Source organism: Pseudomonas sp. 43A, from assembly GCF_013363935.1.
In the GTDB taxonomy this organism is placed as follows: Bacteria; Pseudomonadota; Gammaproteobacteria; order Pseudomonadales; family Pseudomonadaceae; genus Aquipseudomonas; species Aquipseudomonas crudilactis.
Window position 1 is genome coordinate 433264 of record NZ_CP054880.1, and the last position, 26780, is coordinate 460043.

General features: G+C 60.5%; 24 protein-coding genes. 21 read left to right on the top strand and 3 right to left on the bottom strand.

What is annotated here, in order from left to right:
* The first annotated feature begins 28 nt into the window (after positions 1–28).
* Genes HUW52_RS01875 through HUW52_RS01885 form a run of 3 tightly spaced genes read left to right on the top strand, consistent with a single transcriptional unit; the run spans position 29 to position 3297 of the window.
* The gene (locus HUW52_RS01875; RefSeq protein ID WP_175552830.1) at positions 29–1546 is read left to right on the top strand and encodes a TolC family protein; all 1518 of its coding nucleotides are present in this window, start codon (positions 29–31) and stop codon (positions 1544–1546) included.
* Positions 1547–1561: 15 nt separating this feature from the next.
* The gene (locus HUW52_RS01880) at positions 1562–2347 is read left to right on the top strand and encodes an aspartyl/asparaginyl beta-hydroxylase domain-containing protein (protein ID WP_175552831.1); all 786 of its coding nucleotides are present in this window, start codon (positions 1562–1564) and stop codon (positions 2345–2347) included.
* On the top strand, positions 2335–3297 hold the full coding sequence (locus HUW52_RS01885) for a sulfotransferase family protein (RefSeq protein ID WP_175552832.1): 963 nt from the start codon (positions 2335–2337) through the stop codon (positions 3295–3297). Before HUW52_RS01880 ends, HUW52_RS01885 begins: the two co-directional genes overlap by 13 nt.
* Here the strand turns inward: HUW52_RS01885 and HUW52_RS01890 are convergent.
* Together HUW52_RS01890 and HUW52_RS01895 are read right to left on the bottom strand one after the other, a co-directional pair.
* The gene (locus HUW52_RS01890; protein WP_007917711.1) at positions 3292–4050 is read right to left on the bottom strand and encodes a slipin family protein; all 759 of its coding nucleotides are present in this window, start codon (positions 4048–4050) and stop codon (positions 3292–3294) included. The genes HUW52_RS01885 and HUW52_RS01890 overlap by 6 nt on opposite strands.
* A 2-nt stretch (positions 4051–4052) precedes the next feature.
* Positions 4053–4583 (bottom strand): NfeD family protein, encoded by a 531-nt coding sequence (locus HUW52_RS01895; RefSeq protein WP_175552833.1) that lies wholly within the window; start codon positions 4581–4583, stop codon positions 4053–4055.
* A gap of 174 nt (positions 4584–4757) precedes the next feature.
* On the opposite strand from HUW52_RS01895, the gene HUW52_RS01900 reads away from it, so the two are divergent.
* From HUW52_RS01900 to pgaD, 14 genes are all read left to right on the top strand, one after another.
* On the top strand, positions 4758–5219 hold the full coding sequence (locus tag HUW52_RS01900) for an aminoacyl-tRNA deacylase (RefSeq protein ID WP_016983937.1): 462 nt from the start codon (positions 4758–4760) through the stop codon (positions 5217–5219).
* Positions 5220–5347: 128 nt separating this feature from the next.
* Positions 5348–5593, top strand: coding sequence for a DUF2789 domain-containing protein (locus HUW52_RS01905; RefSeq protein ID WP_175552834.1), 246 nt, complete (start codon positions 5348–5350; stop codon positions 5591–5593).
* Between the two features lie 86 nt (positions 5594–5679).
* Entirely contained in the window at positions 5680–7170 is a 1491-nt protein-coding gene (locus tag HUW52_RS01910; protein WP_016983938.1) for a Fic family protein, read from the top strand.
* 118 nt (positions 7171–7288) lie between these two features.
* The gene (locus HUW52_RS01915; protein WP_175552835.1) at positions 7289–7717 is read left to right on the top strand and encodes a MarR family winged helix-turn-helix transcriptional regulator; all 429 of its coding nucleotides are present in this window, start codon (positions 7289–7291) and stop codon (positions 7715–7717) included.
* Positions 7714–9777, top strand: coding sequence for an FUSC family protein (locus HUW52_RS01920; protein WP_175552836.1), 2064 nt, complete (start codon positions 7714–7716; stop codon positions 9775–9777). The genes HUW52_RS01915 and HUW52_RS01920 overlap by 4 nt, the downstream gene beginning before the upstream one ends.
* Positions 9774–9983, top strand: coding sequence for a DUF1656 domain-containing protein (locus HUW52_RS01925; RefSeq protein ID WP_007917703.1), 210 nt, complete (start codon positions 9774–9776; stop codon positions 9981–9983). The genes HUW52_RS01920 and HUW52_RS01925 overlap by 4 nt, the downstream gene beginning before the upstream one ends.
* Positions 9980–10882 carry an HlyD family secretion protein gene (locus tag HUW52_RS01930; protein ID WP_175552837.1) on the top strand — a complete coding sequence of 301 codons (903 nt, stop codon included), beginning with the start codon at positions 9980–9982 and terminating at the stop codon, positions 10880–10882. Before HUW52_RS01925 ends, HUW52_RS01930 begins: the two co-directional genes overlap by 4 nt.
* The gene (locus HUW52_RS01935; protein ID WP_175552838.1) at positions 10879–12321 is read left to right on the top strand and encodes an efflux transporter outer membrane subunit; all 1443 of its coding nucleotides are present in this window, start codon (positions 10879–10881) and stop codon (positions 12319–12321) included. The genes HUW52_RS01930 and HUW52_RS01935 overlap by 4 nt, the downstream gene beginning before the upstream one ends.
* Positions 12322–12414: 93 nt before the next feature.
* Positions 12415–13050, top strand: coding sequence for a hypothetical protein (locus tag HUW52_RS01940; protein ID WP_016987623.1), 636 nt, complete (start codon positions 12415–12417; stop codon positions 13048–13050).
* Positions 13051–13342: 292 nt separating this feature from the next.
* Positions 13343–14848, top strand: coding sequence for a YdgA family protein (locus HUW52_RS01945; protein ID WP_175552839.1), 1506 nt, complete (start codon positions 13343–13345; stop codon positions 14846–14848).
* A gap of 258 nt (positions 14849–15106) precedes the next feature.
* On the top strand, positions 15107–17587 hold the full coding sequence (gene pgaA / locus HUW52_RS01950; RefSeq protein WP_175552840.1) for a poly-beta-1,6 N-acetyl-D-glucosamine export porin PgaA: 2481 nt from the start codon (positions 15107–15109) through the stop codon (positions 17585–17587).
* Positions 17588–17599: 12 nt separating this feature from the next.
* Entirely contained in the window at positions 17600–19597 is a 1998-nt protein-coding gene (gene pgaB / locus HUW52_RS01955) for a poly-beta-1,6-N-acetyl-D-glucosamine N-deacetylase PgaB (RefSeq protein WP_175552841.1), read from the top strand.
* Position 19598: 1 nt separating this feature from the next.
* Entirely contained in the window at positions 19599–20954 is a 1356-nt protein-coding gene (pgaC, locus tag HUW52_RS01960) for a poly-beta-1,6-N-acetyl-D-glucosamine synthase (protein ID WP_016987619.1), read from the top strand.
* The gene (gene pgaD / locus HUW52_RS01965; protein ID WP_175552842.1) at positions 20951–21484 is read left to right on the top strand and encodes a poly-beta-1,6-N-acetyl-D-glucosamine biosynthesis protein PgaD; all 534 of its coding nucleotides are present in this window, start codon (positions 20951–20953) and stop codon (positions 21482–21484) included. The genes pgaC and pgaD overlap by 4 nt, the downstream gene beginning before the upstream one ends.
* Positions 21485–21578: 94 nt before the next feature.
* Here the strand turns inward: pgaD and HUW52_RS01970 are convergent, their stop codons facing one another.
* Positions 21579–23102 carry an apoptosis inducing factor family protein gene (locus tag HUW52_RS01970; protein WP_016987617.1) on the bottom strand — a complete coding sequence of 508 codons (1524 nt, stop codon included), beginning with the start codon at positions 23100–23102 and terminating at the stop codon, positions 21579–21581.
* A gap of 140 nt (positions 23103–23242) precedes the next feature.
* On the opposite strand from HUW52_RS01970, the gene HUW52_RS01975 reads away from it, so the two are divergent.
* The 4 genes from HUW52_RS01975 to HUW52_RS01990 all read left to right on the top strand — a co-directional run bounded on the left by HUW52_RS01975 (position 23243) and on the right by HUW52_RS01990 (position 26775).
* Positions 23243–23803: a YbhB/YbcL family Raf kinase inhibitor-like protein gene (locus HUW52_RS01975; RefSeq protein WP_095047045.1), complete on the top strand. Its 561-nt coding sequence runs from the start codon at positions 23243–23245 to the stop codon at positions 23801–23803.
* A gap of 87 nt (positions 23804–23890) precedes the next feature.
* Positions 23891–25570, top strand: a complete 1680-nt coding sequence (locus tag HUW52_RS01980; RefSeq protein ID WP_175552843.1) for a VWA domain-containing protein — start codon at positions 23891–23893, stop codon at positions 25568–25570.
* Positions 25571–25600: 30 nt separating this feature from the next.
* On the top strand, positions 25601–26182 hold the full coding sequence (locus tag HUW52_RS01985; RefSeq protein ID WP_026000794.1) for an RNA polymerase sigma factor: 582 nt from the start codon (positions 25601–25603) through the stop codon (positions 26180–26182).
* A complete protein-coding gene (locus HUW52_RS01990; protein WP_175552844.1) occupies positions 26179–26775 on the top strand; it encodes a hypothetical protein in 597 nt (198 codons plus the stop codon). The genes HUW52_RS01985 and HUW52_RS01990 overlap by 4 nt, the downstream gene beginning before the upstream one ends.
* Positions 26776–26780: the final 5 nt, after the last annotated feature.

A 26780-nucleotide genomic window follows, 5' to 3' on the forward strand; every position in this document is an offset into this window, starting at 1 on the left:
CTGTGCGGGACCTAGGGGCGATCCAGGGATGAAGAAAAGTCAGAAGTTGTTCGGCGCCAGCCTGCTGGCGCTGGCGATCAGCGGATGTGCAGTGACCAGTGAACCGATTGAGCGCAGCGTCAGTGAACAGCGTGCCAAAAGCGATCTGCAAGGCATGTACAAGGATCAGGAACCGCTGCGCGGTCCGTTGACCCTGCACCAGGCCATGGCCCGCGCCGTGAAGTACAACCTCGAAGGCCGCTTGAAGATCATGGAGGAAGCGCTGGCCAAGCGGCAGCTCGACCTCGCCAGTTTCGACATGCTGCCGCGCATGGCGCTGGACGCCGGTTACGTCGGGCGCAACAACGTCAACGCCTCCAGCAGCCAGAGCGTACGCACCGGCACCCAGTCTCTGGAACCGTCGACCTCGCAGGATCGTGACCGTGACGTCGCCGACCTGACCATGGTCTGGAACGTCCTCGACTTCGGCGTCAGCTACATCAGCGCCAAACAGCAGGGCGACCAACGCCTGATCGTTCAGGAACGGCGCCGCAAAGTGATCAACACCATCGTCCAGGACGTGCGCTCGGCCTACTGGCGAGCGATGGCCGCCGAACGTCTGCTCAAGCAGATCGACAGCCTGATGGCGCGGGTGCAGACCGCCCGCGACAACAGCCAGACCCTGAGCGATCAACGCATTGGCGATCCGGTGCAGTCGCTTGGTTACCAGCGCTCGCTGATCGAAGCGACCCGGCAACTGGAAGAGCAGCGTCGCGCCTTGTCGCTGGCGAAAACCGAACTGGCGACGCTGATCAACCTGCCACTGGGCACCCAACTGACGCTGGCAACCGATGACGGTTATCAGATTCCCGAGCTCAAGGTCGGTCTGGCCAAACTCGAACAAGAAGCGCTGACCAGCCGCCCGGAACTGCGCGAGCAGGATTACCAGACGCGCATCAGTGCCGCCGAAACCCGCAAGGCCATGCTGCGTTTGCTGCCGGGTCTGGAGTTCTCGGCTGGCGGGCATTACGACAGCAACTCGTTCCTCGTCGAACAGGGCTGGGCCGACTACGGCGTCAAAGTCACCTGGAACCTGTTCAACGTGATCTCCGCCCCGGCCGCCATCAACGTCGCCAAGGCCGGCGAAGAAGTTGCCACGGCGCGGCGTCAGGCGATGTCGATCGCGGTGCTGGCGCAGCTCTACGTGGCCAACGCCAATTACCAGGAGGCGCTGCGGCAGTTCAAGACTAACCAGCAACTGTCGGACATCGACGGGCAGATCGTCGGTCAGTTGCGCAACCGCCATCAGGCTGCCGGGATCGGTGAGCTGGACCTGATTCAGGGCGAGCTGAACAACCTGCAAGCAGACCTGCGCCGCGATCTGTCGTACGCCGATCTGCGCAATGCCTACGGCCAGATCTTCGCCAGTGCCGGCCTCGATCCGCTGCCGGATCAGGTGCAGTCGACCGAAGTGCAGTCGATCGCCACCGCGTTGGCCAATCGTGAGTCGGCGTGGGCGGCGGGGGATATCTCCGTGCCGGTGGTGGCGCATGCTCCGGCACCGTGAGGTCAGGGTGCAACCATGAACCGGCCGGCGTTTGCGCGCCTGCCGGTGACGGTGGATTTGCCGCTGCTGTTGCAAGCACTGGAGGCGATTGCCGACGACGCTTGGCGCAGTCACTTCAATGCTGAGTATTTCTCGGGTGACTGGAGCGGTGTCGCGCTGATTTCAGCGGCCGATGCGCTGACCGAGTTGTCGCCCGGTCGCGGCGTACCGCTGCAACGCGCGCCTTGGCTGCGGGATGAGCGCTGGCGACAGGGGCTGCGCAATCTGTCGCTGGATATCGTCAGCGCCCGGCTGCTGCGCCTGGGCCCGGGCGGGCAAATCCATGAGCATCGCGATTACGATCTGGAGGGCCTGCAGGCCGATGTGCGCCTGCATATTCCGTTGCTCAGTCCAGCGCACGTCGATTTCTGGCTCGACGGCCAACGCATGCCCATGCAGGCAGGCGAATGCTGGTTTCTCGATCTCGCTCGCCCGCACCGCGTGGATAACCGTGATACCTCGGCGCGGGTTCATCTGGTCATCGACTGCCGGCCCGGTACCTGGCTTGCGCAGATGATCACCGAAGGCTTGCCGAGCACACCTGCGCCGGTTTTGGCCGATACCGCGTTGCAATGCTTTCAGACACTGGTCGCGGAGGACGCTGCGCTGTCGCAGGCCTTGCAGACGTTGCACGACCCAGAAGCCTTCATCAGCCGGACGCTGGCACTCGCCGCTGAACGTGGCCTGGGGTTTTCCCGCGAGCAATTGCGCGCGGCAATGCGCAACGGGCGGCGACAGTGGAACGAACAATGGAGCGCTTGAACTTCGACGGCTGGTTGCCGATTCGGGTCTGGCCGGTCGCCGGGCAGTGGCAGGTGGATTGGTGCTGGTTCGGTGACACGCCGTTGCATCAACCATTTTTTCGCGAGGCGGTGGAGGATGCGCTGCGGCTGCCGTTCAATCAGGCTTTTCGACGGCAGACGCCGCTGTCGGCACTGAGCGATTGGCAGGCGCAAAGCCCCGGGCTCGCGCCGAGTGCATTCATTCTGCACGCCTCGCGCTGTGGTTCGACATTGATCAGTCAGATGCTCGCGCGGCTCGATGACCACATCGTGGTCTCCGAGCCGCCGCCACTCGATGCGCTATTACGCAGTGATTTACCCGAAAGCGCACGGCGTGCCGCCCTTCGCGGATTGCTTTCTGCGTACGGGCAGCGCCGTTGCGGCATTGAGCAACGGTTGGTGATCAAGCTCGATGCCTGGAACATTGGTGAGTGGCCGCTGCTACAGGAATGTTTCCCCGATACGCCGTGGCTGTTTCTTTATCGCGACCCTTTGGAAATTGCCGTTTCCCATCTGCGCCGGCCGGGCATGCACATGGTGCCGGGGATGCTCGGCGACTGTGTGCTGGAGGATGGCTTGCCGTTTGAGGGGCGCGAAGATTTCATTGCCCGGCGTCTGGGGCGGTTGCTTGAGGCGGGGTGGATGCATTGCCGGGATTCGGCGGGATTGCTGGTGAATTACAGCGAGCTGCCCGAGGCGATGGCCGGTCGTCTGGCGCGGTTTTTCCGCTTGAACGAAGCGCAGCGCCAGCAAGTATTTACAGCGACCGCACAGCATGCGAAACAGCCTTCACAAGTGTTCGTTGCCGATGCCGAAGACAAACGCCGCGAGGCTTCGGCGCTGTTGCAAACGCGCGTGCACAACTGCACCCGTGCGCCCTATGAAGCGCTGGAAAAACTTCGCCTGAGTGCCACTGCGTTTGCTTCATGACTTGCCGGACAAATCCGCCATGCCCTTGAGCAACTCGATCGGCAACGGGAAGACAATCGTCGAACTCTTGTCACCGGCAATCGAACTCAAGGTCTGCATATAACGCAACTGCATCGCGCCGGGCTGGCGACCGAGCATTTCCGCTGCCTGCATGAGTTTTTCCGACGCCTGCAACTCGCCTTCGGCGTGGATCACCTTGGCTCGCCGCTCGCGCTCGGCTTCGGCCTGTTTGGCGATGGCGCGAACCATCGATTCGTTGAGGTCGACATGCTTGATCTCGACGTTGGCGACCTTGATGCCCCAGGCATCGGTCTGCGCGTCGAGCACTTGCTGAATGTCGATGTTCAACTGCTCGCGTTCGGCCAACAGTTCATCCAGTTCGTGCTTGCCGAGCACGGCGCGCAGGGTGGTTTGCGCCAATTGGCTGGTGGCTGACAGATAATCTTCAACCTGAATAATCGCCTTCTGCGGGTCGAGCACGCGGAAGTACAGCACGGCGTTGACCTTCACCGACACGTTGTCGCGGGTGATCACGTCCTGCGGCGGCACATCGAGCACGACCGTGCGCAGGTCAACCCGGACCATTTGCTGCACCACCGGAATCAACAGAATCAAACCGGGGCCTTTGACCTGCCAGAAACGGCCGAGCTGGAACACCACGCCGCGCTCGTATTCGCGCAGGATGCGAAACGTCGAACCGGCCAAAGCGATGACCAGTAACAGCAGCGCAACAAAACCGATTTGCAGACCCATGATCACTCTCCGAGCGGCGCCGCGTCAGTCGCGGCCACTTGCAGCAACAATCCCTTGCGCCCGACCACGCGCACCGATTGCCCGGTTTGCAGCGGGGTGGCGCTGAGCACTTGCCAGCGTTCGCCTTGCAGTTGCACCCAGCCGTTGCGGGCATCGTCCGGTTGCACCGTGGTGATTGCGGTCACACTGCCGAGCAGGCCGGCGTCGCCACTGACGGCGTGGCGCGGTCGGGTTTTCAGGGCGCGGATCAGCAGCGCGATCAACAGAAGGGCGCTGATCAGACCGAGGCCGATCATCATCGGCACCGGCAGTTCGGCGTTGCTGAGGATCAGCGCGCCGATGACGAACATGATGATCCCGCCCAGGCCGATGACGCCGTAATTGGGCAGTGCGGCTTCGGCGATCAGGAACACGATACCCAGCGTGATCAGCCACAGACCTACCGGGCTCATGGCTGGCAATGAGGTGTCGGCGGCGAGTGCGGATGCGCTTGTCAGCAGGAGCAGGGCGAAGGCACAACATCGGCTGTTCACGTGACTCTCCATGAGCGTCAGTGGCGGGTTCTTTCAGTCTAGTTGAGGGTTGGGCTGGATGAATTTTGATCAATGTGCGGATGTGTCCGGTGAGCGGATTTCCCTTCGCCAGCGGCCCGCCGAACTAGACTCAAAAACACAGCAACAACCTTCCGCGCGACACCGAGGTGCATCATGCGAATGGCAAAAAAGGTGCAAAGCAGCCTGACCCGGGCGCACTGCGAATACGACATCGTCGCCCACCGGCATTCATCGAGCAGCCTGGAAACCGCACGAGTCGCCGGGGTGCCCGCCGAGCGCGTGGCCAAATCGATCATCCTCGACGACCACCACGGGCACTACCTGATGGCCGTGCTGCCGGCCAGTCGTCACCTTGACCTGAGCAAGGTGCGCCTCAGTGGCGAATGGCAACTGACCCGCGAAAGCAATCTGGCGCACATCTTTGACGACTGCGAACGCGGCGCGGTGCCGCCGCTGGGCGATTCCTACGGGCTCGACATGGTCATCGACCCGCTGCTGACCCGGCAGAAGGATATTTACCTGGAGGCGGGCAACCACAACTATCTGCTGCACATGAGCATGCCGGAGTTTCTGAAAATGGTGCCGCATGCCGAGGTGCGGGAGTTGAGTGATTAGGTTTTGTGGTGCCGGCACTGAGGCCTTCGCGAGCAGGCTCGCTCCCACAGGTTGATCGCATTCCCCTGTGGGAGCGAGCCTGCTCGCGAATAATCTTCCACACACCCCATTTTTGAAGGAGCTCAGCAATGGAGCAACCAACCCACAGTCTCCCATCCCTGTTCAAACAACTCGGCCTGGACAACGACCCGACCAGCATCGACCAATTCATTGCCACCCATTCCCCGCTCAAACCCGACCTGCATTTGGCTGATGCGTTTTTTTGGACGGAGAGCCAGTCGCAGTTTTTACGGGACGAGATTCTGGATGACGCCGACTGGGCGGAGGTGGTGGATCAGTTGGATGTGTTGTTGCGAAAGGGCAGAAGCATGTAAAAAAAATTGTAGGAAAAGGCTGAAATGTAAAAAAAACATGCGCGGTGTAAAAAAAACTGGGCTTTAATCGTCGCAGTGAATTTTTTATGTGGACGATGACGATGCCAACTGTTGGATATGCCCACCTGCGTGATGCGCTGAAGCTTAATGCATTTGTCCCCAAGCGCATTGCGATGATCAAACCGGTTACCCGGATTACCTTGATCGGTGAGTGTCTAGCGGTTCCAAACGGCGTCGCGCCGGCACAGGGTTCGACACTTGAGCACATCTTGTTTGCTCTGAAGCATGAGGGAATAAACCTGTGCATTCTTGCTCAGGCGCTTGAAACCGTTGAAGCGGACGAGTTGCTAGGTGAGTTGAGCCGATCACCTAACGGGGTATTTATCCGCAAGGCCTGTTTTCTTTGGGAAAGTTTCACGGGCAAACAGCTGGAATATTCCGTACCGGTTCGGGGCAACGTTGTCGCTTTGTTTGATCCCAAGCGTTATGTCACCGGGCCTGCAATTCGAAATAGTCGTTGGCGGGTAGATTTTAACGGGTTGGGGTCAATGCGTTACTGCGCCACAGTCGAGCGTACGACGGAGCTGCAGGCGCTGCTTGATCTGGACATCCTTGGTCGAGCCCAGGCTTTTATGGCGACGTTGCCGCCGGAAATGATGGATCGGGCAATCAATTGGGCCTATCTGCATGAGACCCGCGATTCTTTCGCCATTGAGAAAGAAGAGCCCAACGAAGAAAAGTCGCGACGTTTTGTTCGGCTTCTCCGCCAAGCCCATGAGCGAACAGAGTTGAGCGAAGACTATTTGGTCGAGTTGCAGAACAGTACGGTTTCCAATCCTTTCGATAAAGCTGTGCTTTTCCGTCATGAACAGAACCATTTACACAACGGCTTGAGAGGCGCAGCTGGCGTCAGCTATGTCCCGCCTCCACCGCAATTGTGCAGGGAGTTGATGGACGAGTTGATGAGTTTTGCCAATCACTCAGCCAAGCAGGTTGATCCGTTGACAGCTGCAGCGGTTGTGGCTTTCGGGTTTGTCTTTCTTCACCCGTTCATGGATGGCAATGGTCGACTTTCACGTTTCCTGATTCACCAGACGCTTTGCCACTCTGGCGCTCTAAAAAATGGTTTGTTGTTACCGGTTTCCGTAGCGATGAAACACGAAGAGTCTGGCTATCTCGAAGCGTTAAAGGAGTTCTCGAAACCAGCAAGAGAGTTCTGGAATGTCACTTGGCTGGACGCTGATCAGATGGCTTTCGATTTTATTGGGCACGACTCAATCTATCGATTCTGGGACGGGACTCAATGTGCAGAATTTACCTTGCAGATGGCCTTGCGAGCATTGGAAGTGGAGCTGCGCGAGGAGACCGAGTTTCTTGAAAAATACGACTACGTCATCAAAGAGGTGAATGGGCGTTTTGACGTACGGGGGAGCGACCTCTCGAAACTGGTAATGATGTGTCTGGACAACGGTGACAAAGTTTCAAAGCATCGACGTAAGCAGTTCCAGTTCAGCGTGCCGGAGGAGGTTTTCGATTTCATTGAGCAGATAGCGGGTGATTTCGATTCGGTAGGCTAACCCTGAACAGGCAATTTGTTTCAAAACTTGACTGAAATTCCCCTCCAATGCGATATTGATAGTTAGCAAACTAACAGTGTGCATTACCCCCGTGCCGAACGATCTCGACGCTCTCCAGATGAACATCAGCAGTGCCATGGTGGTGGCCGCCAGGCATTGGCGGAAGATCTGCCAGACCACGCTGGTCAACTACGGAATCTCCGAAGCCTGCGCCGTGCCGCTGTTGATGATCGGTCGCTTGGGCGAGGGCGTGCGCCAGGTGCAGGTGGCGCAGGCGGCCGGGATGGAGAGTCCGTCGCTGGTGCGTCTGCTCGATCAGTTGTGTCATTCCGGCTACGTCTGCCGCACCGAAGATGCCCAGGATCGCCGCGCCAAATGCCTTAGCCTGACCGATACCGGGCGTGAACTGGTGCAGGCGGTGGAGATCGAACTGGTGCGCTTGCGTCACGAGGTGCTCGAAGGCATCGAGCAAAGCGATCTGGAAGCTACGCTTCGGGTACTCAGAGCTTTTGAGGCGGCCAACCCGCCTGTGGTGATCAATTCTTGAACGGTTTTTTCTCTGGCATTCCGCCGGCCCGTGACTGGTTCTACGGGGTGCGGACTTTTGCAGCGTCGATGATCGCGCTGTACATCGCCTTGCTCATGCAAATGCCGCGTCCGTATTGGGCGATGGCCACGGTTTACATCGTTTCCAGCCCGTTTCTCGGGCCGACCAGTTCCAAGGCGTTGTACCGTGCCATCGGTACTTTTCTCGGTGCGGCAGCAGCGGTTTTTTTCGTGCCGATGTTCGTGCAGAGTCCGTATGTGCTGGTGGTGGTCATCGCATTGTGGACGGGGATTCTGTTGTTCATGTCCCTGCAACTGCGCACGGCCAACAACTACGCATTGATGCTCGCCGGTTACACCCTGCCGCTGATCGCCTTGCCGGTGGTGGATAACCCGCTGGCCGTGTGGGATGTGGCGGAAGCGCGCACCGAAGAGATTTTCCTCGGCATCGCCGTTGCCGCCGTGGTCGGCGCGATGTTCTGGCCACGCCGTCTGGCCCCGGTGTTCAACGATGCCGTGAGCAAGTGGTTCGCCGACGCAACGACCTATAGCCTGAAATTCCTCAGCCGCGACGTGCAGCCCGAAGAAGTCACTGCGCTGCGCATGGCCATGGTTGCCAACTTCAACAGTCTCGAATTGATGATCGGCCAGTTGCCCCACGAAGGCGCACTACCGCAAACCGTGCGCAACACCAAAGAACTGCGCGGGCGAATGATTCATCTATTACCGGTGATCGATGCGCTGGAAGATTCGCTCTATGCCCTCGAGCGGCGCACGCCGGAACTGGTGGAAAAGTTCGAGCCGCTGCTGGCCGCGACCCGCGAATGGCTCGCTCATCAGGACGCCGATCTCGACCGCTGGCAAGCGCTGAAAGATCAGCTCGAAGCCCTGCAACCGAGTGCCGAAGCACTGGAAGACCGCAAACAACTGCTGTTCTCCAACTCGATTTATCGCCTCGGCGAATTCATCGATTTATGGCAGGACTGCCGCAGTCTGCAGGACGCGATTCTCTGCGAGCGCCAGGACAGCTGGCGCGCGGTCTATCGCCACTGGCGCCTAGGTCGGCTGACACCGTTTATCGATCGAGGGCTGATGCTCTACTCGGCGGCCTCGACCGTTCTGGCGATCATTACCGCCTCGGTGCTGTGGATTCTGCTCGGCTGGCCGGACGGCGGCAGCGCGGTGATTCTCGCCGCGGTGGCCTGTAGCTTTTTTGCCTCGATGGACGACCCGGCACCGCAGATTTACCGGTTCTTTTTCTGGACCGGTATGTCGGTGTTGTTCGCCAGCCTTTATCTGTTTTTGATTCTGCCCAACCTGCATGATTTCCCGATGCTGGTGCTGGCCTTTTCCATCCCGTTCATCTGCGTCGGCACGTTGACGGTACAGCCGCGGTTCTTCCTCGGCATGCTGCTGACGCTGGTCAACACCTCCTCGTTCATCAGTATTCAGGGGGCTTATGACGCGGACTTTTTTGCCTTCGTGAACTCCAACCTGGCGGGTCCGTTAGGGCTGTTGTTCGCGTTTATCTGGACGCTGGTCGCACGCCCGTTCGGCGCCGAACTGGCGGCCAAACGCCTGACCCGCTTCAGCTGGAAAGACATCGTCCACATGACCGAACCGGCCAACCTTGCCGAACACCGCAAATTGGGCGTGCAGTTGCTCGATCGACTGATGCAGCACTTGCCGCGTCTGGCCCTCACCGGCCAGGACACCGGCATCGCGATGCGCGAAGTGCGCGTCGGCCTGAACCTGCTCGATTTACTCGCCTATACCCCACGGGTGACGGGTGCGCCGAACGCGCTGTTGCAGCAAGTGGTCAGTGAAGTCGGCGAGTATTTCCGCGCCTGCCTCAAGGCCGGCGAACGCTTGCCGGCGCCAGCGCCGTTGTTGATGACCCTCGACCGTACCCGTCGCGCACTCAATGGCCACGGCGACGATGAAACCCGTCTGAACCTGTTGCACGCCTTGAGCGGTTTGCGTCTGGCGTTGTTGCCCGGCGTCGAATTCGTCTCCAGTGCCGACTCCGAAGAACCGCTGCCCGATGGAGCGCCCCTATGATCGGTGATCTGGACATCAGCGGCATTTTCCTGCCGACCCTGCTGGTGTTGATGGGCATCACTTATGTGCTGTTTTTGCTGGTGCATGCCGTGCTTACGCGCGTGCACTTTTACCGTCTGGTCTGGCACCGGGCATTGTTCAACGTGGCGCTCTACGCGGTACTTCTGTACGGCGTGGACTCACTCAGTCGATACCTGATGACATGAAAAAACCGTTTTTGACCATCGGTCGCGTGGTACTGACCCTGCTGATCGTGACTTTTGCCGTTGTCCTCGTCTGGCGCATGGTGATGTATTACATGTTTGCGCCATGGACCCGCGACGGCCACATTCGCGCTGACATTATCCAGATCGCCCCGGATGTGTCCGGGTTGATCCAGCAGGTTGAAGTGAAAGACAACCAGTTGATCAAGCGCGGCCAGGTGCTGTTCAGCATCGACCAGGATCGCTTCAAACTGGCCTTGCGTCAGGCCAAAGCGGCTGTGGCTGATCGCGAAGAAACCCTCGCTCAGGCCCAGCGTGAAGCCAAGCGTAACCGTGGCCTCGGCAATCTGGTGCCGGCCGAGCAACTGGAAGAAAGCCAGTCGAAGGTCGCCCGCGCGCAATCGGCGCTGGCCGAAGCCATGGTCACGGTGGACAGCGCTCAGCTCAACCTCGACCGCTCAGTGATTCGCAGCCCGGTGGACGGCTATGTCAACGACCGCGCGCCGCGTCCGCAGGAATTCGTCACCGCCGGACGTCCGGTGTTGTCGGTGGTCGACAGCAACTCGTTCCATATCGACGGCTACTTCGAAGAGACCAAACTTGACGGCATTCATGTCGGCCAGTCGGTGGATATCCGCGTGATCGGTGACCGCGCCAAGCTGCGCGGGCATGTCGAAAGCATCGTTGCCGGTATCGAAGACCGCGACCGCAGCAGTGGCAGCAATTTGCTGCCGAATGTCAACCCGGCGTTCAGCTGGGTGCGGCTGGCACAGCGGATTCCGGTGCGGATTGCCTTTGATGATGTGCCGGAAGATTTCCGCATGATCGCCGGGCGCACTGCCACCGTTTCGATCATCGACGATCAGCCACGCGACGAGCGTAAACAGGAGCCCGCGCAATGAGCAGGGCGCTGATGATCGCCGGGTTGGGCGTGATGCTCTCGGCCTGTCAGATGGTCGGGCCGGACTATCAGGTGCCTGAGGATGCGGCGGTTCAGCGCAAGGATTTTCAGGGTGAGCTGGCGGTTGCCGGAAAACCGGTGGTCTCGGCGCCGGTGCCGGCGGATTGGTGGCGTCTTTATAAGGATGCGCGGCTGGATCAACTGGTGCAGCAGGCCATGGCCTCCAACACCGATCTGCGCGTGGCGGCGGCGAACCTGCAACGGGCGCGGGCTCAGGTCGATGAGGCCGAAGCAGCGGGTGGCTGGAGCGCAGGTGTGAAGATGGGCGCGCAGCGTTTGCAAGAGTCTGGTCAGGCATTCTTGCTGCCGGAAAAAGTCCCGGTCGATAACGTCGGCGACATCGGCATCAGCGCTTCTTATCAGTTCGATCTGTGGGGCACCTTGCAGCGTGGCATCGAGGGCGCGAAGGCCAATGCCGACGCGACCCAGGCCGCGGCAGACACGGCGCGGATCACCTTGGTGGCAGACGTCGTGCGTGCTTACACCCAAGTCTGCGCGGCCAACGAAGAACGGGAAATCGCCGAGCATTCCCTGGACCTGCAGTCGCAAAGCACCACGCTGATCCAGCGACTGCGTGACGCCGGTCGTGGTGACGAAACCCAGGTCACCCGTTCGCAAACCCAGTTCAAATCCCTGCGCGCCGACTTGCCGCGTTATGAAGCCGCGCGTCAGGCCGGGCTGTTCCGTTTGTCGATGTTGCTGGCGAAACCGGTTGATCAGTTGCCCGCCGGTACCGCGACCTGCGCCGAGTTGCCGAAAATCGCCCAATTGGTGCCAGTCGGTGATGGTGCTGCGCTGCTCAAACGTCGCCCGGACATTCGCCAGGCCGAACGTCGTCTGGCCGCTTCGACCGCCGGGATCGGCGTCGCCACTGGCGAGTTGTATCCGGACATCAGTATCGGCGCGACCATCGGCACTGTTGGTCTTATCGATGACTTGGGTGATCCGTCGACCAACCGCTGGGGCTTTGGCCCGTCGCTGAGCTGGAAGGTGCCGACCAACGGCGCTCGTGCGCGAATCCGCGAGGCAGAAGCGGCGACCCAAGGCGCACTGGCGCACTTCGACGGCGTGGTGCTCAACGCCATTCGCGAAACCCAGACCGGTCTGGCCCAATACAGCGCCCTGTTGCAGCGCCGCGATGCGCTGGCCGACGCCGAGCAGTCGGCGAAACTGGCAGCAGACCAGACCCACCGCTTCTTCCAGGCCGGCCGCGAGTCGTTTCTCGCCGACCTGCAAGCGACCCGGACCTACACCGATGTCACCGCGCAACTGGCCGCCGCCAACACCCAGGTTGCGATGAGCCAGATCGATTTGTTCCTTGCCTTGGGCGGCGGTTGGGAAAGCGGACGAACGAACGCTGCAAGCCCCAGCAAACCCTGAGGCCGTTGCTATGCTTTGAAGTGTTGGAAGGGCGGCCCGTGCAAAGCACCCTTCCAGCGCACATTGCTAGCGCTGGTCTAGGGGAAACCAATAATGAAAAACCCTTACGCTCTCGGCTTCTGGTGCGCCCTTGCAGCGCTGGTGCTGCTTTCGGCCACCTATTTCTACGGCATCATGCTGGCCCACCAGATCGACAAGGCCATGGTTTTCCTCGACAGCGCCGTCGCGCTGATTGCGGTCATGGCAATCGTCGTGGTCGCCTGGGCGTCGCTCCAGGTGCAGCGGGTGAAGAAACGTCAGCTTGAACAGGGCAAAACCCTCGTTCTGATCTGGGACACCAAGGTCGCCCTGCGCCGGGTCGAAACCGTGTTCGACCGGTATTTCTGGGGCAGTTACTGGCAACCGGGGCGAACCTTCGCCGAAGTCATGGGCGAACTCACCGGCACGCCGCTGGAAAAAAGCCTCGAAGCGCTGAAAAAACAGTGCCTGGAGCTCGACAAGCAGATTGATGGCGAGGGCTGGCACTGGCTCAACAATGCCCGTGAACTGTCCGATGTCGCCACGGCCATGGCCCGTGAGCGCTATCAACTGGATTTCTGCGATCCGCGCGCCGATGGGCCGGGCGGGGCGGTGATCGATCGGGACTTTGAAGTGCTGGTGTATACCTGGACCGCGCGGCTGAAAAGCTTTGATCATCAACTGGATGAGATTGAGGTTCAGTATTCCTGAATCTCGCTGAATCGACCGGCCTCATCGCGAGCAGGCTCACTCCTACATTTGGAATGCGTTTCCCTGTAGGAGTGAGCCTGCTCGCGATAGCGCCCTAAAAAACAGCGAAACTCTTCCAGCCTAGCGATTGTCCATTCCCCCCATAGACACTCTTTAACCTTTAAACATTGGGCCAGCTCACGCGCCCGGTGCTAATCTCCACCGCTGAATTCAGCGCAGTCGAGCCGCGACCCGGTCACGGGTTCAGGGAAGACGACCACACTCACAGCCACGGAAATCGATCAGGTCATTCATGAATAAATCAGCAGGCGTGCTCCTCGGAATTGTTGTTGCCATCGGCGCGATCAGCGCAGGCGGGGCCTGGTACACCGGGACCAAGATCGAAGGCGTGTTGAACAACGCCGTCAGCAATGCCAACCAAGAGCTGCAAACCGCGATGGCCGGCTCCAACGGCACCGCGTCGCTGGAGTTGGTGTCGCTGGAACGCCATACCTTCACCAGCACCGCGCACTATCGCCTCAAGGGTGAAGGCGAGATGTTTGGCGACAAGCCGGTCGAATTGCTGTTCGTCGACCACATCGAGCATGGTCCGTTGCCGTTCTCGCGTCTGGTGTCGCTGAAATGGCTGCCGGTCATGGCCACCAGCAACTATGAGCTGGAAAAGAATCCGGCCACCGAAAAATGGTTCGCCGCCACCAAGGGCGCTGCGCCGCTCAAAGGCGTGACCAGCATCGGCTATGACGAGTCCACTACCAGCACTCTCGACCTGCTGCCGTTCGAAACCGCGCTGGATGAGCAATCGAGTCTGAAATTTTCCGGCCTGACCATGAACATCTCCGCTAATGCCAAAGCGCAGAAGGTCAAGGCGGACGGCTACATGGACAACCTGAAACTGGTCACCGTGGCTGAAGACCAAGCGCCGGTGCAGGTCGAACTCAACGGTCTGACCCTGGCCAGCAACCTCGCCAAGAGCAGCTACGGCTACTACACCGGGGAAAACACCCTGGTGCTGACCAACAGCAAAACCACCTTCGGCACCAAGCAATCGGTGCTCGGCGTGAAGAACTTCGAAATGAAGAACCTCACCGAAGAAAATGGCAGCAATGCCTCGGGTCGTGCTGACTATAAGGTTGGCGAAGTCAGCCTCAACGACAAGAAAATCGGCTCGGCCAATATGGCCATGAGCCTGAAAAACCTCGACATCCCGTCGACCATGTCGCTGATGCAGATCTACCAGACCAAATTGCAGCCATACGAAAAAGCCGCCGCCGAGGCAGCAGCCCAAGGCCTGCCAGCGCCAGAGCTGAACCTGACCGAAGCGGAAAATGCGCAGGTCAAAGCCGATCTGCAAAAACTGCTGGCCGCCGGCCCACAGTTCGCGCTGGAAAACCTCTCGTTCAACACCGCCAACGGCGAGAGCAAGGCCAATCTGGTGATCGACCTGACCAAGCCGCAATCGTTGGACTTGCCGCCGGATCAACTGGGCAAACAACTGATTGCACTGCTTGACCTGAATATCCAGGTGTCCAAGCCGATGCTGGTTGATCTGCTCAGCGTGCAGGCGCAACTCGACGGTCAGACCGATGCCAAGGCTATTGTCGATCAGTCCAAGGAAGCCGCCGACATGTTCGCCGGCATGGCGGTCGGTTCGCAGTTGGCCGTCGTCGACGGCACCAACGTCGTGACCAAGCTGCATTACGCCGCTAATCAGGTCGAATTCAACGGCCAGAAGATGACCGTCGAGCAGTTCGTCGGCTTCCTGATGAGCAAGTTCGCAGGCGTCACGCAAGTGCAGTAATCCTGCGCTTTAAATAGCAACGCCCGGCCTCTGTATCGCACAGACGCCGGGCGTTTTGCTGTCTGGCGTTCGGGTTTTCGGTGTGCTGGCTGAGCCGCCAGCACGATTCTGAACAATTATTGTGTTCCGAAGATTGGTCCACGCTTGCGTGCAAGACTGCCTGACTAAGCTTGGCCGTTGAATGTGCATTGGCGGCCACCGTTACGAATGGGCAAGGAGGGCATTGCGACCCGGCTGGCCATGTAAGGATGCTGACGAATGCCGCGTATTGATGTTCCTGTATTACATCGTGGTTTACGCCCTTTGTTCCGAGTCGCGCTGTGCAGCCAGTTGCTCTGGCCGGCGATGGCGTTTGCCGACACACCCTACGATCAGATGGTGCGCGACGCCCGTGCCGGGCAAACCACGCCGGCGCTGACGGTTTTGCGTCAGGTGCCACCGGGTCAGTCGACGATCGGGCAGATCAGCGATCACCTGCAAATCGCCAGTTGGGCCGGCCTCGATGCCGAAGTGGTGCAGGTTTATGAAACCCAGGGCCGCGATCGCGTCCTGCCGGTTCAGGCGCTGACCGCCACCGCCCGCGCCTATCGCAACCTCAAACGCTGGGATCAAGCCACGCAGGTCTACAACAAGGCCCTGGCGCTGGAGCCGGATAACGCCGACCTGCAACTGGGCCTGGCCCTGACCCAGGCTGACGCCGGCAAACCCGACGAAGCGGTGACTCGTGCCAAAGCGCTGGTGGTGGCCAAGCCTGATGATCCTTCCCGCCGTCTGGCGCTGGGCTACGCGTTAACCCGCGCCGGCAAACAGTACGACGCCCTGTTCGAATACGATCAAGCCTTCAAACGTGCCAGCAGCAAACCGGAAGTCGCCCGTGAATACGTGGTCGCTCTGCAAAAGGCGCGTCTGCCGGAACCGGCGCTGCGTCTGGCCAATCAGCGTCCGGGCCTGATCGATCCGGTCACGTTGCGTCGCCTCGAAGGTGATCTGGCCGCCGAGCGTGTGCGTCTCGCCGAGCTCGCTACTCGCAGTGAAAAAGAGCGCTACGTCATCACCGATCGCGCGCTGGCCGATTACGACAAGCTGCTCGCCACCTGGACGCCCGACTCGACCGCCCACGACGACGTGATTCGCTGGCGCATTGACCGCATGGGGGCGCTCAAGGCCCGCGCACGCACCGCCGACGTCATCACCGAGTACCAGAAGCTGCAAGCCGAGGGCGTGAAGGTTCCAACCTACGCGTTGCGCTGGGTAGCGGCGTCGTATCTGGATCAGCGTGAACCGGAAATCGCCACGGACTTGTATCGCCAGGTGCTGTCGGCGCCGGACGCTGATGTCGGTGATCGTCTCGAAGACACTACCGCGCTGTATTACGCATTGCTGGAAAGCGACCGCGCCGATGAAGCGCGCAAAGTCGCCGAGGACGCCGCCAAGTCCCAGCGTCCGCGTGTCGAACTCAAAGGTTTGCCCATCGGCAACCCCAACCATGAATGGATGGACGCCCAGCAGTTGGCCGCGCAAGCCGGGACCTATGGTTCCGACCTGCCCCACGGCGAAGAACGCTTGCAAACGCTGGTCGATCAGGCGCCCGGCAATGTCGGCCTGCGTCTGGCTCAGGCCGACCTGTATCTGGCGCGGCAATGGCCGCGCCGCGCGGAAATCCAGCTCAAGGAAACCGAGAGCATGGTGCCGCGCGCCATGGGCCTGGAAATCGGCCAGGCCCACACGGCCATGGAATTGCAGGAATGGCGGCAAATGGATGCGCTGACCGACGATGTCGTCGCACGCTATCCGGATAACCGCCAGGTGCAGCGTCTGGCTCGCGAGCGCGAAGTCCATGACATGTCGGAACTGCGCGTCGAAGCCTATGGCGGCAAGGCCAATGGTGGCGGCAGTGGCGATGCCGGCGCCGTCAGCGGCAGCCGCGACTTTGGCATCCAGACCACCTTGTACAGCCCGCCGATCGATGAAGACTGGCGCGTGTTTGCCGGGGCCGGTTATGCCACCGGTGACTTTGCCGAAGGCACTGGCAATCATCGCTTCCAGCGTGTCGGTTTGGAACGCCGCACTCGTGACATGACGCTTGAAGCCGAAGTGTCCAATCACGATTACGGTTTTGGCGACAAACAGGGCGCGCGTCTGGCGATCGCCCGCGACATCAACGACCACTGGCAGTACGGCGGCAGCCTCGAATACCTCTCGGCCGAGACGCCGTTGCGCGCACTCAACAGCGACATCAAGGCCAACGGCGGCAGCGGTTTCCTCCGCTGGCGCGCCAACGAAAGCCGCGAGTGGAAACTGTCCGTCAGCCCGTCGCATTTCAGCGACGGCAACAACCGCGTCGAAGCCTTGCTCACCGGTCGCGAGGGCGTCTACAGCGCGCCGAACGTGCAGGTCGATGCGGGTCTGGAAGTCGGCACCAGCCACAACTCCAAGTCCGATGACGTGCCGTACTTCAACCCCAAATCCGACTTCAGCGTGATGCCGCTGGTCAACGTCAATCACGTGCTCTACCACCGCTACGAAACCTCCTGGAGCCAACAATTCCAGGCCGGCGCGGGCACGTACAGCCAGCGTGATCACGGCACTGGCGGCATGGCGTTGCTCGGTTACGGCCAGCGTTATGCCTGGAACGACGTGTTCGAGGTGGGCGGCTTGTTCAGTGTGATCAACCGGCCTTACGACGGTGATCGGGAAACCGATCTGCGTCTGCTCGTCGACCTCACTTTCCGCTTCTAGAAGAGTTTGAAGATGCCTTTGATTTCGCGTTTCATCCTTCTGCTGGGAGCGCTGCTGGTCAGCGCCTGCGCCCAGCAAGCTCCGGCCTTCGCGCCGCCGTCCGAGCGTCCGCTGGCGGCCAGTGAAAAACCGTGGCCGAAAAATCACGTGCTCGGTATCGCCTATCACGATGTTGAAGACCGCGATCCCGATCAGGCCGTGGTGGCGGTGCGCACCGAGCGCATGATCGAGCAGCTCGCCTGGTTGCGCGAGAACGGCTACAAACCGGTGACCGTCGACCAGATCATGGCCGCGCGCAAGGGCGGCCCGGAGCTGCCGGCGAAAGCGATCCTGCTCAGTTTCGACGACGGTTATGCGAGCTTCTATACTCGCGTGCTGCCTGTGCTGCGCGCCTACAACTGGCACGCCTTGCTGGCCCCGGTCGGCGTCTGGATCGACACGCCGCTCAATCAACCGGTGGATTTTGCCGGTGCGCCGCGTGCGCGTTCCGACTTCCTGACCTGGGATCAGGTGCGCGAAATCTCGCAATCCGGCCTGGTGGAAATTGCCGCGCACACCGACGCCAACCACAAAGGGATCCTGGCCAACCCGCAGGGCAACCTGCAGCCTGCTGCTGCGACCCGGCGCTATGACCCGGTGACCAAACGTTATGAGTCCGAGGCCGATTTCCAGGCACGGATTCGCACCGACGTGAACAACATCTCGGAAAAAATCCGCAAGGTCACCGGCAAGAAACCACGCGTCTGGGTCTGGCCGTATGGTGCGGCGGATGGCACATCGCTGACCGTGGTCGGTGAGGAGGGCTACGAAATGGCCCTGACGCTGGACGACGGTCTCGACGCCCTCGACAACCTGATGAGCAGCCCGCGCTTCCTGGTTGCCTCCGATCCCGACGGCGAGGTTTTCTCCAATAGCATCGTCGACGTGCAGTCGGATTTCGTCATGCGTGTGGTGCACGTTGATCTGGACAACGTCTACGACCCGGATCCGGCACAACAGGACATCAACCTCGGAAAACTGGTGCAGCGCATGGCCGACATGGGCGCCAACACGGTGTTCCTGCAAGCCTTTGCCGATCCGCAGGGCGATGGTCTGGTGCACTCGCTGTACTTTCCCAACCGTCACTTGCCGGTACGTGCGGATATTTTCGACCGCGTGGCCTGGCAACTGCGTACTCGCGCCAATGTGAAGGTGTTTGCGTGGATGCCGGTGCTGAGTTTCGGCCTTGATGCGAAGCTGCCGCGTGTCACGCGCTGGGATCCGAAAACCGGCACCACCGCAATCGATCCGGATCAGTACCAACGCCTGTCACCGTTCGATCCGGAGGTGCGGCGGATCATCGGCGAAATCTACGAGGACGTGGCGCGGCTGACCTCGGTCGACGGCATCCTCTATCACGATGATGCGGTGCTTTCAGACTTTGAAGACGCCAGCCCCGAAGCCTTGAAAGCCTACGCCGCCCACGGTTTGCCGGGTTCGATTGCCGCGCTGCGCGATGATCCTGCAGCGATGCAGCGCTGGACGCGCTTCAAGAGCAAATACCTCATCGACTTCACCAACGAGCTCACCGCCAAAGTCCGCGCGATTCGTGGCCCGCAGGTGCTGACCGCGCGCAACATCTTCGCCGAGCCGATGCTCAATCCCGAGAGCGAAGCATGGTACGCACAGAACCTCGACGACTTCCTCGTGACCTACGACTGGACGGCGCCGATGGCCATGCCGCTCATGGAAAAACAGACCCAGGCCGAGTCCGGCCCGTGGCTGGAAACCTTGGTGCAAACCGTCAGCAAGCGCCCCGGAGCCCTGAACCGCACGGTGTTCGAATTGCAGGCACGGGACTGGACGAAAAAGGATCAGGCCGACATCGACGGTGCGCATCTGGCGGACTGGATGGGCCGTCTCAAGCGTCAGGGCGCGACCAGTTTCGGTTACTACCCGGACAACTTCCTCGACAACCTGCCGGACCTGAAAACCGTAAGGCCTGCACTCTCCAACAAATGGAATCCATAACATGCTGGATAGACTGTTAGCCCTGCTTGTTCTGGCGCTCGTCCTCGGCGTGCCGCTGGGCCTGATCTTCCTGGTCACCGGGCAGTTCCTGATGGACTTCGTGTTCTTCTACCCGCTGTTCATGTCCGGGTTGTGGATTGCCGGTGGCCTGTATTTCTGGCTGCACTGGGAGCGCCACTGGCCGTGGCAGGACGACACCCTGCCGCCGCCACTGGAAGGCGAGCCGCTGATCTCGATCCTGATCCCTTGCTACAACGAAGGCGACAACGCCGCCGATACGATCCACGCGGCGCTGGCCCAGCATTACCCGAACATCGAAGTCATTGCGATCAACGACGGCTCCAAGGACAACACCGCCGAAGTGCTCGATGCGCTGGCCAAGGAAGATCCACGTCTGCGCGTGCTGCATCTCGCGGAGAACCAAGGCAAAGCTGTGGCCTTGCGAATGGGGGCGATCGCTGCGCGCAGTGAGTATCTGGTGTGCATTGACGGTGATGCGCTGCTGGCACCGAACACGGCGGCGTATCTGGTCGCACCGATGCTGGATAACGCACGCCTTGGCGCGGTGACCGGCAACCCTCGGATTCGCACGCGTTCGACGCTGGTCGGGCGGGTTCAGGTCGGTGAGTTCTCCTCGATCATCGGCCTGATCAAACGCACGCAACGGGTGTTCGGGCGGATCTTTACCGTCTCCGGCGTGATCGTCGCGTTCCGCCGTACCGCGCTGAACCGCGTCGGTTACTGGAGCCCGGACATGATCACCGAAGACATCGATATCAGCTGGAAGCTGCAACTCGACCACTGGAGCATCTTCTACGAGCCGCGCGCGCTGTGCTGGATCCTCATGCCGGAAACCCTCGGCGGTCTGTGGAAGCAACGACTGCGCTGGGCGCAGGGCGGTGCCGAAGTGCTGTTCAAGAACATCCGTGGCATCTGGCAGTACCGCCATCGTTACCTGTGGCCGCTACTGTTCGAATACTGCCTGTCGACCGGGTGGGCATTCACCTTCCTGTTGTCGGTGATTTTCTGGGGCGTCGGCAAGTTCGTGGTCATGCCGGAAGCCATCGCGGTAGATCACCTGATGCCGCCGGCGTTTACCGGGTTGCTGTTGGCCTTCGTCTGCCTGGTGCAGTTCGCCGTCAGCATCATCATCGACCGCCGCTACGAGCCTGGGTTGGGCAAGACCATGTTCTGGGTGGTCTGGTACCCGATTGCATTCTGGTTTGTCAGTTTGCTGACCACGCTGGTCAGCTTCCCGAAAGTGCTGTTCGGCCAACATCAGAAACGTGCGCGTTGGGTCAGTCCCGACCGGGGTATCAAACCGATTGGCGACGACGAAGAGGAGGTCATCAAATGAAAATCATCCGGACCCGCCAGCGGCCGTTCCTGGTCGTGGTCGATGTGATTCTTACCGTTGTGGCGTGGGTTGGCCTGCTGTTTCTGCTGATCCGTGGCTTGTGGCCGCTGATCGAAACTCACGCGGGCGGGCCGCTGATCGATAAATCGGCGTTCGACGCGCTGGGCACCCTGCAGATTTATCTGTGGATTGCCTTGGTCAACGCGGTGATTCTGATTTCCTGGGCGCGCTATCAACAGCGCAAAAGCCGCAGCTTCGCCCAGCGTCGGTTGCCGTCGCCGGTGATCGACGATGAAGGGCTGAGCAAGAGTTTCAAACTCTGCGATGAGCGCTTTCAGAAGCTGCGCACACCCGGGGTTATGACCATTCACAACGATCAGGAAGGTGACATCAGCCATGTGGTGACGCACTTCTGGCCGGTTCGGCAGCAGGAACTGCCACCGCCGCTGGCACCGCTGGAGAATCCCCGGGTGATCTTTCTGCATGCCGAGGATGACGATAATCGCGAACCGGTGAATCGTATTACCTGAATGGTGAACCCCGTGTAGGAGCTGCCAAAGGCTGCGATCTTTTGAACTTAAAGATCAACAGATCGCAGCCTTCGGCAGCTCCTGCACGGTTTTTTCAATCGCGGATCAATGTCCAGGCCTCTTCCATAGCCAGCGGTTGCTTCATGCGCTCGGCCAGCAGCGCCATCGCCCGTTCCTTCTCGCAGGCGACTGCAGCGACCAGAATGCCGTTTCTGCCAAACAGACCAATAAATGGCGGATGTTCAGGCTCGCCGCGAAACTCCACCTCATCCCAATGCTCGGCGTGGCCCAGGTAGTCGTAGTTCTTGCCGAAATGCCAGGTCCAGAAGAACGGCACGTCGAGGTAATGTTCGTCGCCACCGAGCATGTTGGCAGCGGCGATGCGTGCGTGTTGCTGAGCCAGGCGCCAGTGCTCGATACGTTGCGGCTGGCCGTGGAGCGGAAACGTAGCGATATCGCCGATGGCCCATAGGCTTTCGCTCAGGCGCATGCGGTCATCGACGCGCAATGACTGATCCTTTTCCCTCGGCAGTGAGGCGAAAGCCTCGGTGGCTGGTTGTACACCGATCCCGACCAATACCAGATCCGCAGAAAGCCGCAGACCATTGTCCAGCAGCACCGCTTCGACCTTGCCCTCACCGATAATCTCTGTGGCCTCGTGCTCGCTGATGAACTTCACGCCGTTTTCCTCGTGCAAAGCGCGGATGGCTTTGCCCACGGCCTCGCCGAATTGCGCGGCGAAGGGAATCGCGTGGCGAGCCAGCACCGTGACGTCGAGGCCATGCTGGCGCAGGGCCGAGGCGCATTCGAGGGCGATGAAGCTGTCACCGATGATCACGGCGCGTTGATCGGGGCTGGCCGCTTTCATGATCTGTTCGGCCTGGGCTTTTGAGCGCAGCACGAACACCTGCGGAAGATCGGCTCCGGGTAACTTCAGCGGGTTGGGCTCACCGCCAGTGGCCAGCACGGCCGCGTCGTAGCGCAAGATCTGGCCATCGCTGAGGTGCAAAACCCTGCTTGAGGCGTCGAGCGAGGTGATTTCGTTTTCCAGTCGCTCAATACGCTGCTCTTTATAAAAAGCTTCATCTCGCAGCGGAGGGGTTTCCTCGGGGGGCATTTCCCCTGCGAGAACAAATTTGCTCAGCACCGTGCGGTCGTAACCGGCATCTGCCTCGCGATCAATCATCACGATGCGGCCACCAAAACCTTTTTCCCGCAGCGCTGCCGCACACGCGGTACCGGCCGCACCCGCGCCGACGATCACGAACGTGCGCGAATCATCCGCCGGAGGGGTATGCGGATCCGCCAACGGCTGATCATCGACCCAGACCTCATCGCCACGCAGTTCCAGCGGATAACGTTTGAGGCTGTCGAGCGCCGGTGGCTCGCACAGTGCGCCGTCTTCTGCGCGAAACGCAGCCTTGTGCCACGGGCAGATCAGGCGCCCGTGACACAAGGCACCGTCAGCCAGCGGCGCCCCGGCATGTGGGCATTCGCCTTGAAATGCGCGTAATTGCCCAGCGGCGCGCAGCAGCACAATCTTGCATTCACCGATTTCAACTTGCAGGCCACGGTCTTCAGGGACATCGGCAATACGGGCGACGCGGTGCAGGGACATGGGCGGCTTCCTCGCGGGGCATTTCTCTTGTGAGTTTGCGTCGTAGTGCGAGGTTCAGCCATTTGCTACTGCCACGGCACGAACGGTACGGCTATAGTTTGCAGGCCGAACACGGCCCCACTGCACAAGGTGCTCCCGGAATGACCCGATTGACCTCTCTCAACCCCTGGCTGGCGGCACTCGCCGTCACCCTTTGCGTGCAGTTTCCGGCGCAGGCCCAAGAGCGTTTCACCCTGAGCATTCCGGGTGTTTCCGATAACCGCCTGTTCACCTCGGCAGCGGCGAGCGATGCGCCCGGTTGTGGCGGCAAGAACCAGTCACCGGCCCTGAGCTGGAACGCAGGGCCTGCCGGCACCCAGAGTTATGCGATCGTCATGCACGATCCGGACGGCCAGAAAGGCCTGGGCGTCGATCACTGGATTCATTACGGCATCAAGTCCACCACGCGCCAGATTGCGGCAGGTGTCGGGGCCAAATCCGCGTTCGAAGGCGTTGGCGGCACCAACAGCAAGGGCAACACGCATTACATGGGGCCTTGCCCGCCAGTGGGTGACAGTGCGCACCACTACATCATCCAGATCTACGCACTGGATCTGGCGCCGGACGCTTTGCCGGCCGGTCTGACCCGCGCCGAGCTGATGGAAAAAATCAAAGGTCATGTGCTGCGCAACAGCAGCGCAGTGCGGCGTTATCACCGCTGAAAATATTTTCAGCGGCGTTTAACCCGAACTGAAGGGGCTGCCCGTCTCAGTGGATGAATGATCAATTTCATCCCGAGGTCAGCCCCTATGTCCCTTCCTCTTTTGCGTCCTGTCGCGGTTGCTGTGCTGCTGGCGCTCGCCGGTTGCGGTGCTTCGTCCACGCCCGATTCCGCTGCTGTGCCCGCGCCTGCGCAGTCCGAAGTTCTCGTTCGCCAGGAAGCGGTCATGGCTGACACCTCAATGGCCAAACGCGCGCTGTACAGGATGCCCAATGCGGGCAGTGCGCCGATGCCGTTGAGTGAAAGTTATCCACAGGGCTATCGCGACGAGCAGCGCGAGCAGTATCAGGCGTTGGCCGATAACCCGATCCACAGCGTTGCCGAAACGCCGGTTTCAACGTTCAGTGCTGACGTCGACACGGGCGCTTATGCCAACGTCCGTCGCCTGCTCAATCAAGGCCGATTGCCGCCGGAAGGCGCGGTGCGTCTGGAGGAAATGATCAATTACTTCCCTTACGACTACGCGCTGCCCAGCGATGGCTCGCCCTTCGGCGTGACCACCGAACTGGCCGCTTCACCGTGGAACCCGCACACCCGCTTGCTGCGCATCGGCATCAAGGCTTCCGACCGCGCGGTGGCGGAACTGGCCCCGGCCAATCTGGTATTTCTGGTCGACGTGTCCGGCTCGATGGATCGTCGCGAAGGGCTGCCGATGGTCAAAAGCACGCTGAAATTGCTGGTCGATCAATTGCGCGATCAGGATCGCGTGTCACTGGTGGTGTATGCCGGCGAATCCAGAGTGGTGCTTGAACCGACTTCCGGGCGCGAGAAAGCGAAAATTCGTACAGCCATTGAGCAATTGACTGCCGGCGGTTCGACCGCCGGCGCTTCAGGCATCGAATTGGCCTACCAAATGGCGCAGCAGGCCTTCATTCCCAAAGGCATCAACCGCATCCTCCTGGCCACCGATGGCGACTTTAATGTCGGCGTCAGTGACTTCGACAGCCTCAAACAAATGGCTGTGGATAAACGCAAAACCGGGATTTCGCTGACGACCTTGGGTTTCGGTGTGGATAACTACAATGAACACTTGATGGAACAACTGGCCGACGCTGGCGATGGTAACTACGCCTACATCGACAACCTGCGCGAGGCGCGCAAAGTGCTGGTGGATCAGTTGAGTTCGACCCTCGCCGTGGTGGCGCAGAACGTCAAACTGCAGGTGGAGTTCAACCCGGCGCAGGTCAGCGAATATCGCCTGCTCGGCTACGAAAACCGTGCGTTGAAGCGTGAGGATTTCAGCAATGACAAAGTCGATGCCGGTGAAATCGGCGTAGGACATACGGTGACCGCGTTGTACGAAATTGTTCCGGCGGGTGAAAAGGGCTGGTTGGAGCCGCTGCGTTACGCCAAGTCGGAACCGGTTGTTTCCGCGAAGAGCGGAGAATTGGCGATGCTGCGTGTGCGTTATCAGCGTCCCGAAGGTGGGAAAAGTCTGCTGATCGAACGGCCGATCGCCAACCAAGTCGCAACCGCCAGCGAAGATCTGCGTTTTGCCGCCGCCGTGGCCGCATTCTCCCAGCAACTCAAGGACAGTCGCTACACCGGCGACTTCAGTCTGAAAGACACCGAGGCATTGGCCCGTGGCGCGCGCGGCGATGATCGCTTCGGCTTGCGCAATGAGTTCGTGCAACTGGTCGCGCTGGCGCAGAGCTTGCGCAACTCAACCGCTTCGAACGCGCTGGCTACTGAACGACGGATGGAATAAGTGAGTCGTCTGAAAGGCTTCATCAGTCAGCTGTTTGCTTCGGCAGACAGCTCAACCGCCAACAGCGATGAATCGCTGCTGGCGCGTTATCGCGAGGGCGACGGCGCGGCGTTCGAGATCTTGTACGCGCGCCATCGCCAAGGTCTGTACCGGTTTCTGCTCGGCTTGAGCGGCAAACCGGAACTGGCCGACGAAGTATTTCAGGAGACCTGGCTGAGCCTGATCCGCAGCAGCAGTCAGCCACAAGGCCGGGCGACATTTCGCACATGGCTGTTCCAGATTGCCCGTAATCGCCTGATCGATCACTGGCGCAAGCATGGCGCCCAGCAACCGCTGCACGACAGTTATGATGAACAAGCACATGCCGTCAGCGACGAGGCGAACGATCCCGAGCAACTGTTCAGCCTCAGCCGCGACAACCAGCGTCTGGAAAGCGCCCTGCAAACCCTGCCCGCCGACCAGCGCGAAGTGTTCCTGCTGCGCGCCCACGGTGACCTCGACCTGGGACAAATCGCCAGCCTCACCGAAACGCCGCTGGAAACCGTCAAAAGCCGCTTGCGCTACGCCCAGCAAAAACTGCGTCGGCTGCTGGCCGAGGAGGTACTGACATGACTGACGCCCGCCAGACACCTGAAGATCCGCTGATCAAACATGTGCGCGAACAGCACAACGCTGAACCGCCAGCGCATCTCGATGCGTTCATCCTCGACGCCGCGCAGCGTCAAACTCCTGCGCCGAAATCAACCCTTTGGCAACGCTGGCTGGATCTATGCCGCAAACCACGCTGGCAAGTCGTGTTCGCCAGCCTCGTCGGCGTGGCACTGATGTTGTCGCTGGTACAGCGCGCCCCTGGACCGCTGCGCCAGTACGACTACGCCCCAGCCCCCGAACTTGCCGTACCGATGACCGACACGGACTCAGCGCAACTGCACCGATTGTCCGCCCCGGCCGGCGCCATGCCGGCACCTGTGCCGATGATGGAAATGGCCGCGCCGATGCAAGATCAAGCGATCAGCGCCGATGAAACCAAACTCAGCAAACGCGCCACCGCCCCGGCCAATGGCCTCGACGCACAACTGCGCGAAGTCCTGCGCCTGCGCGAATCCGGCCAATCGCAAGCCGCCGACAGCCTGTTCTACAACCTGCACAAACGCTACCCGAACGCCGATCTCGATGCCCGACTTGAGCAGTTGCGGAAAAAATGACCACT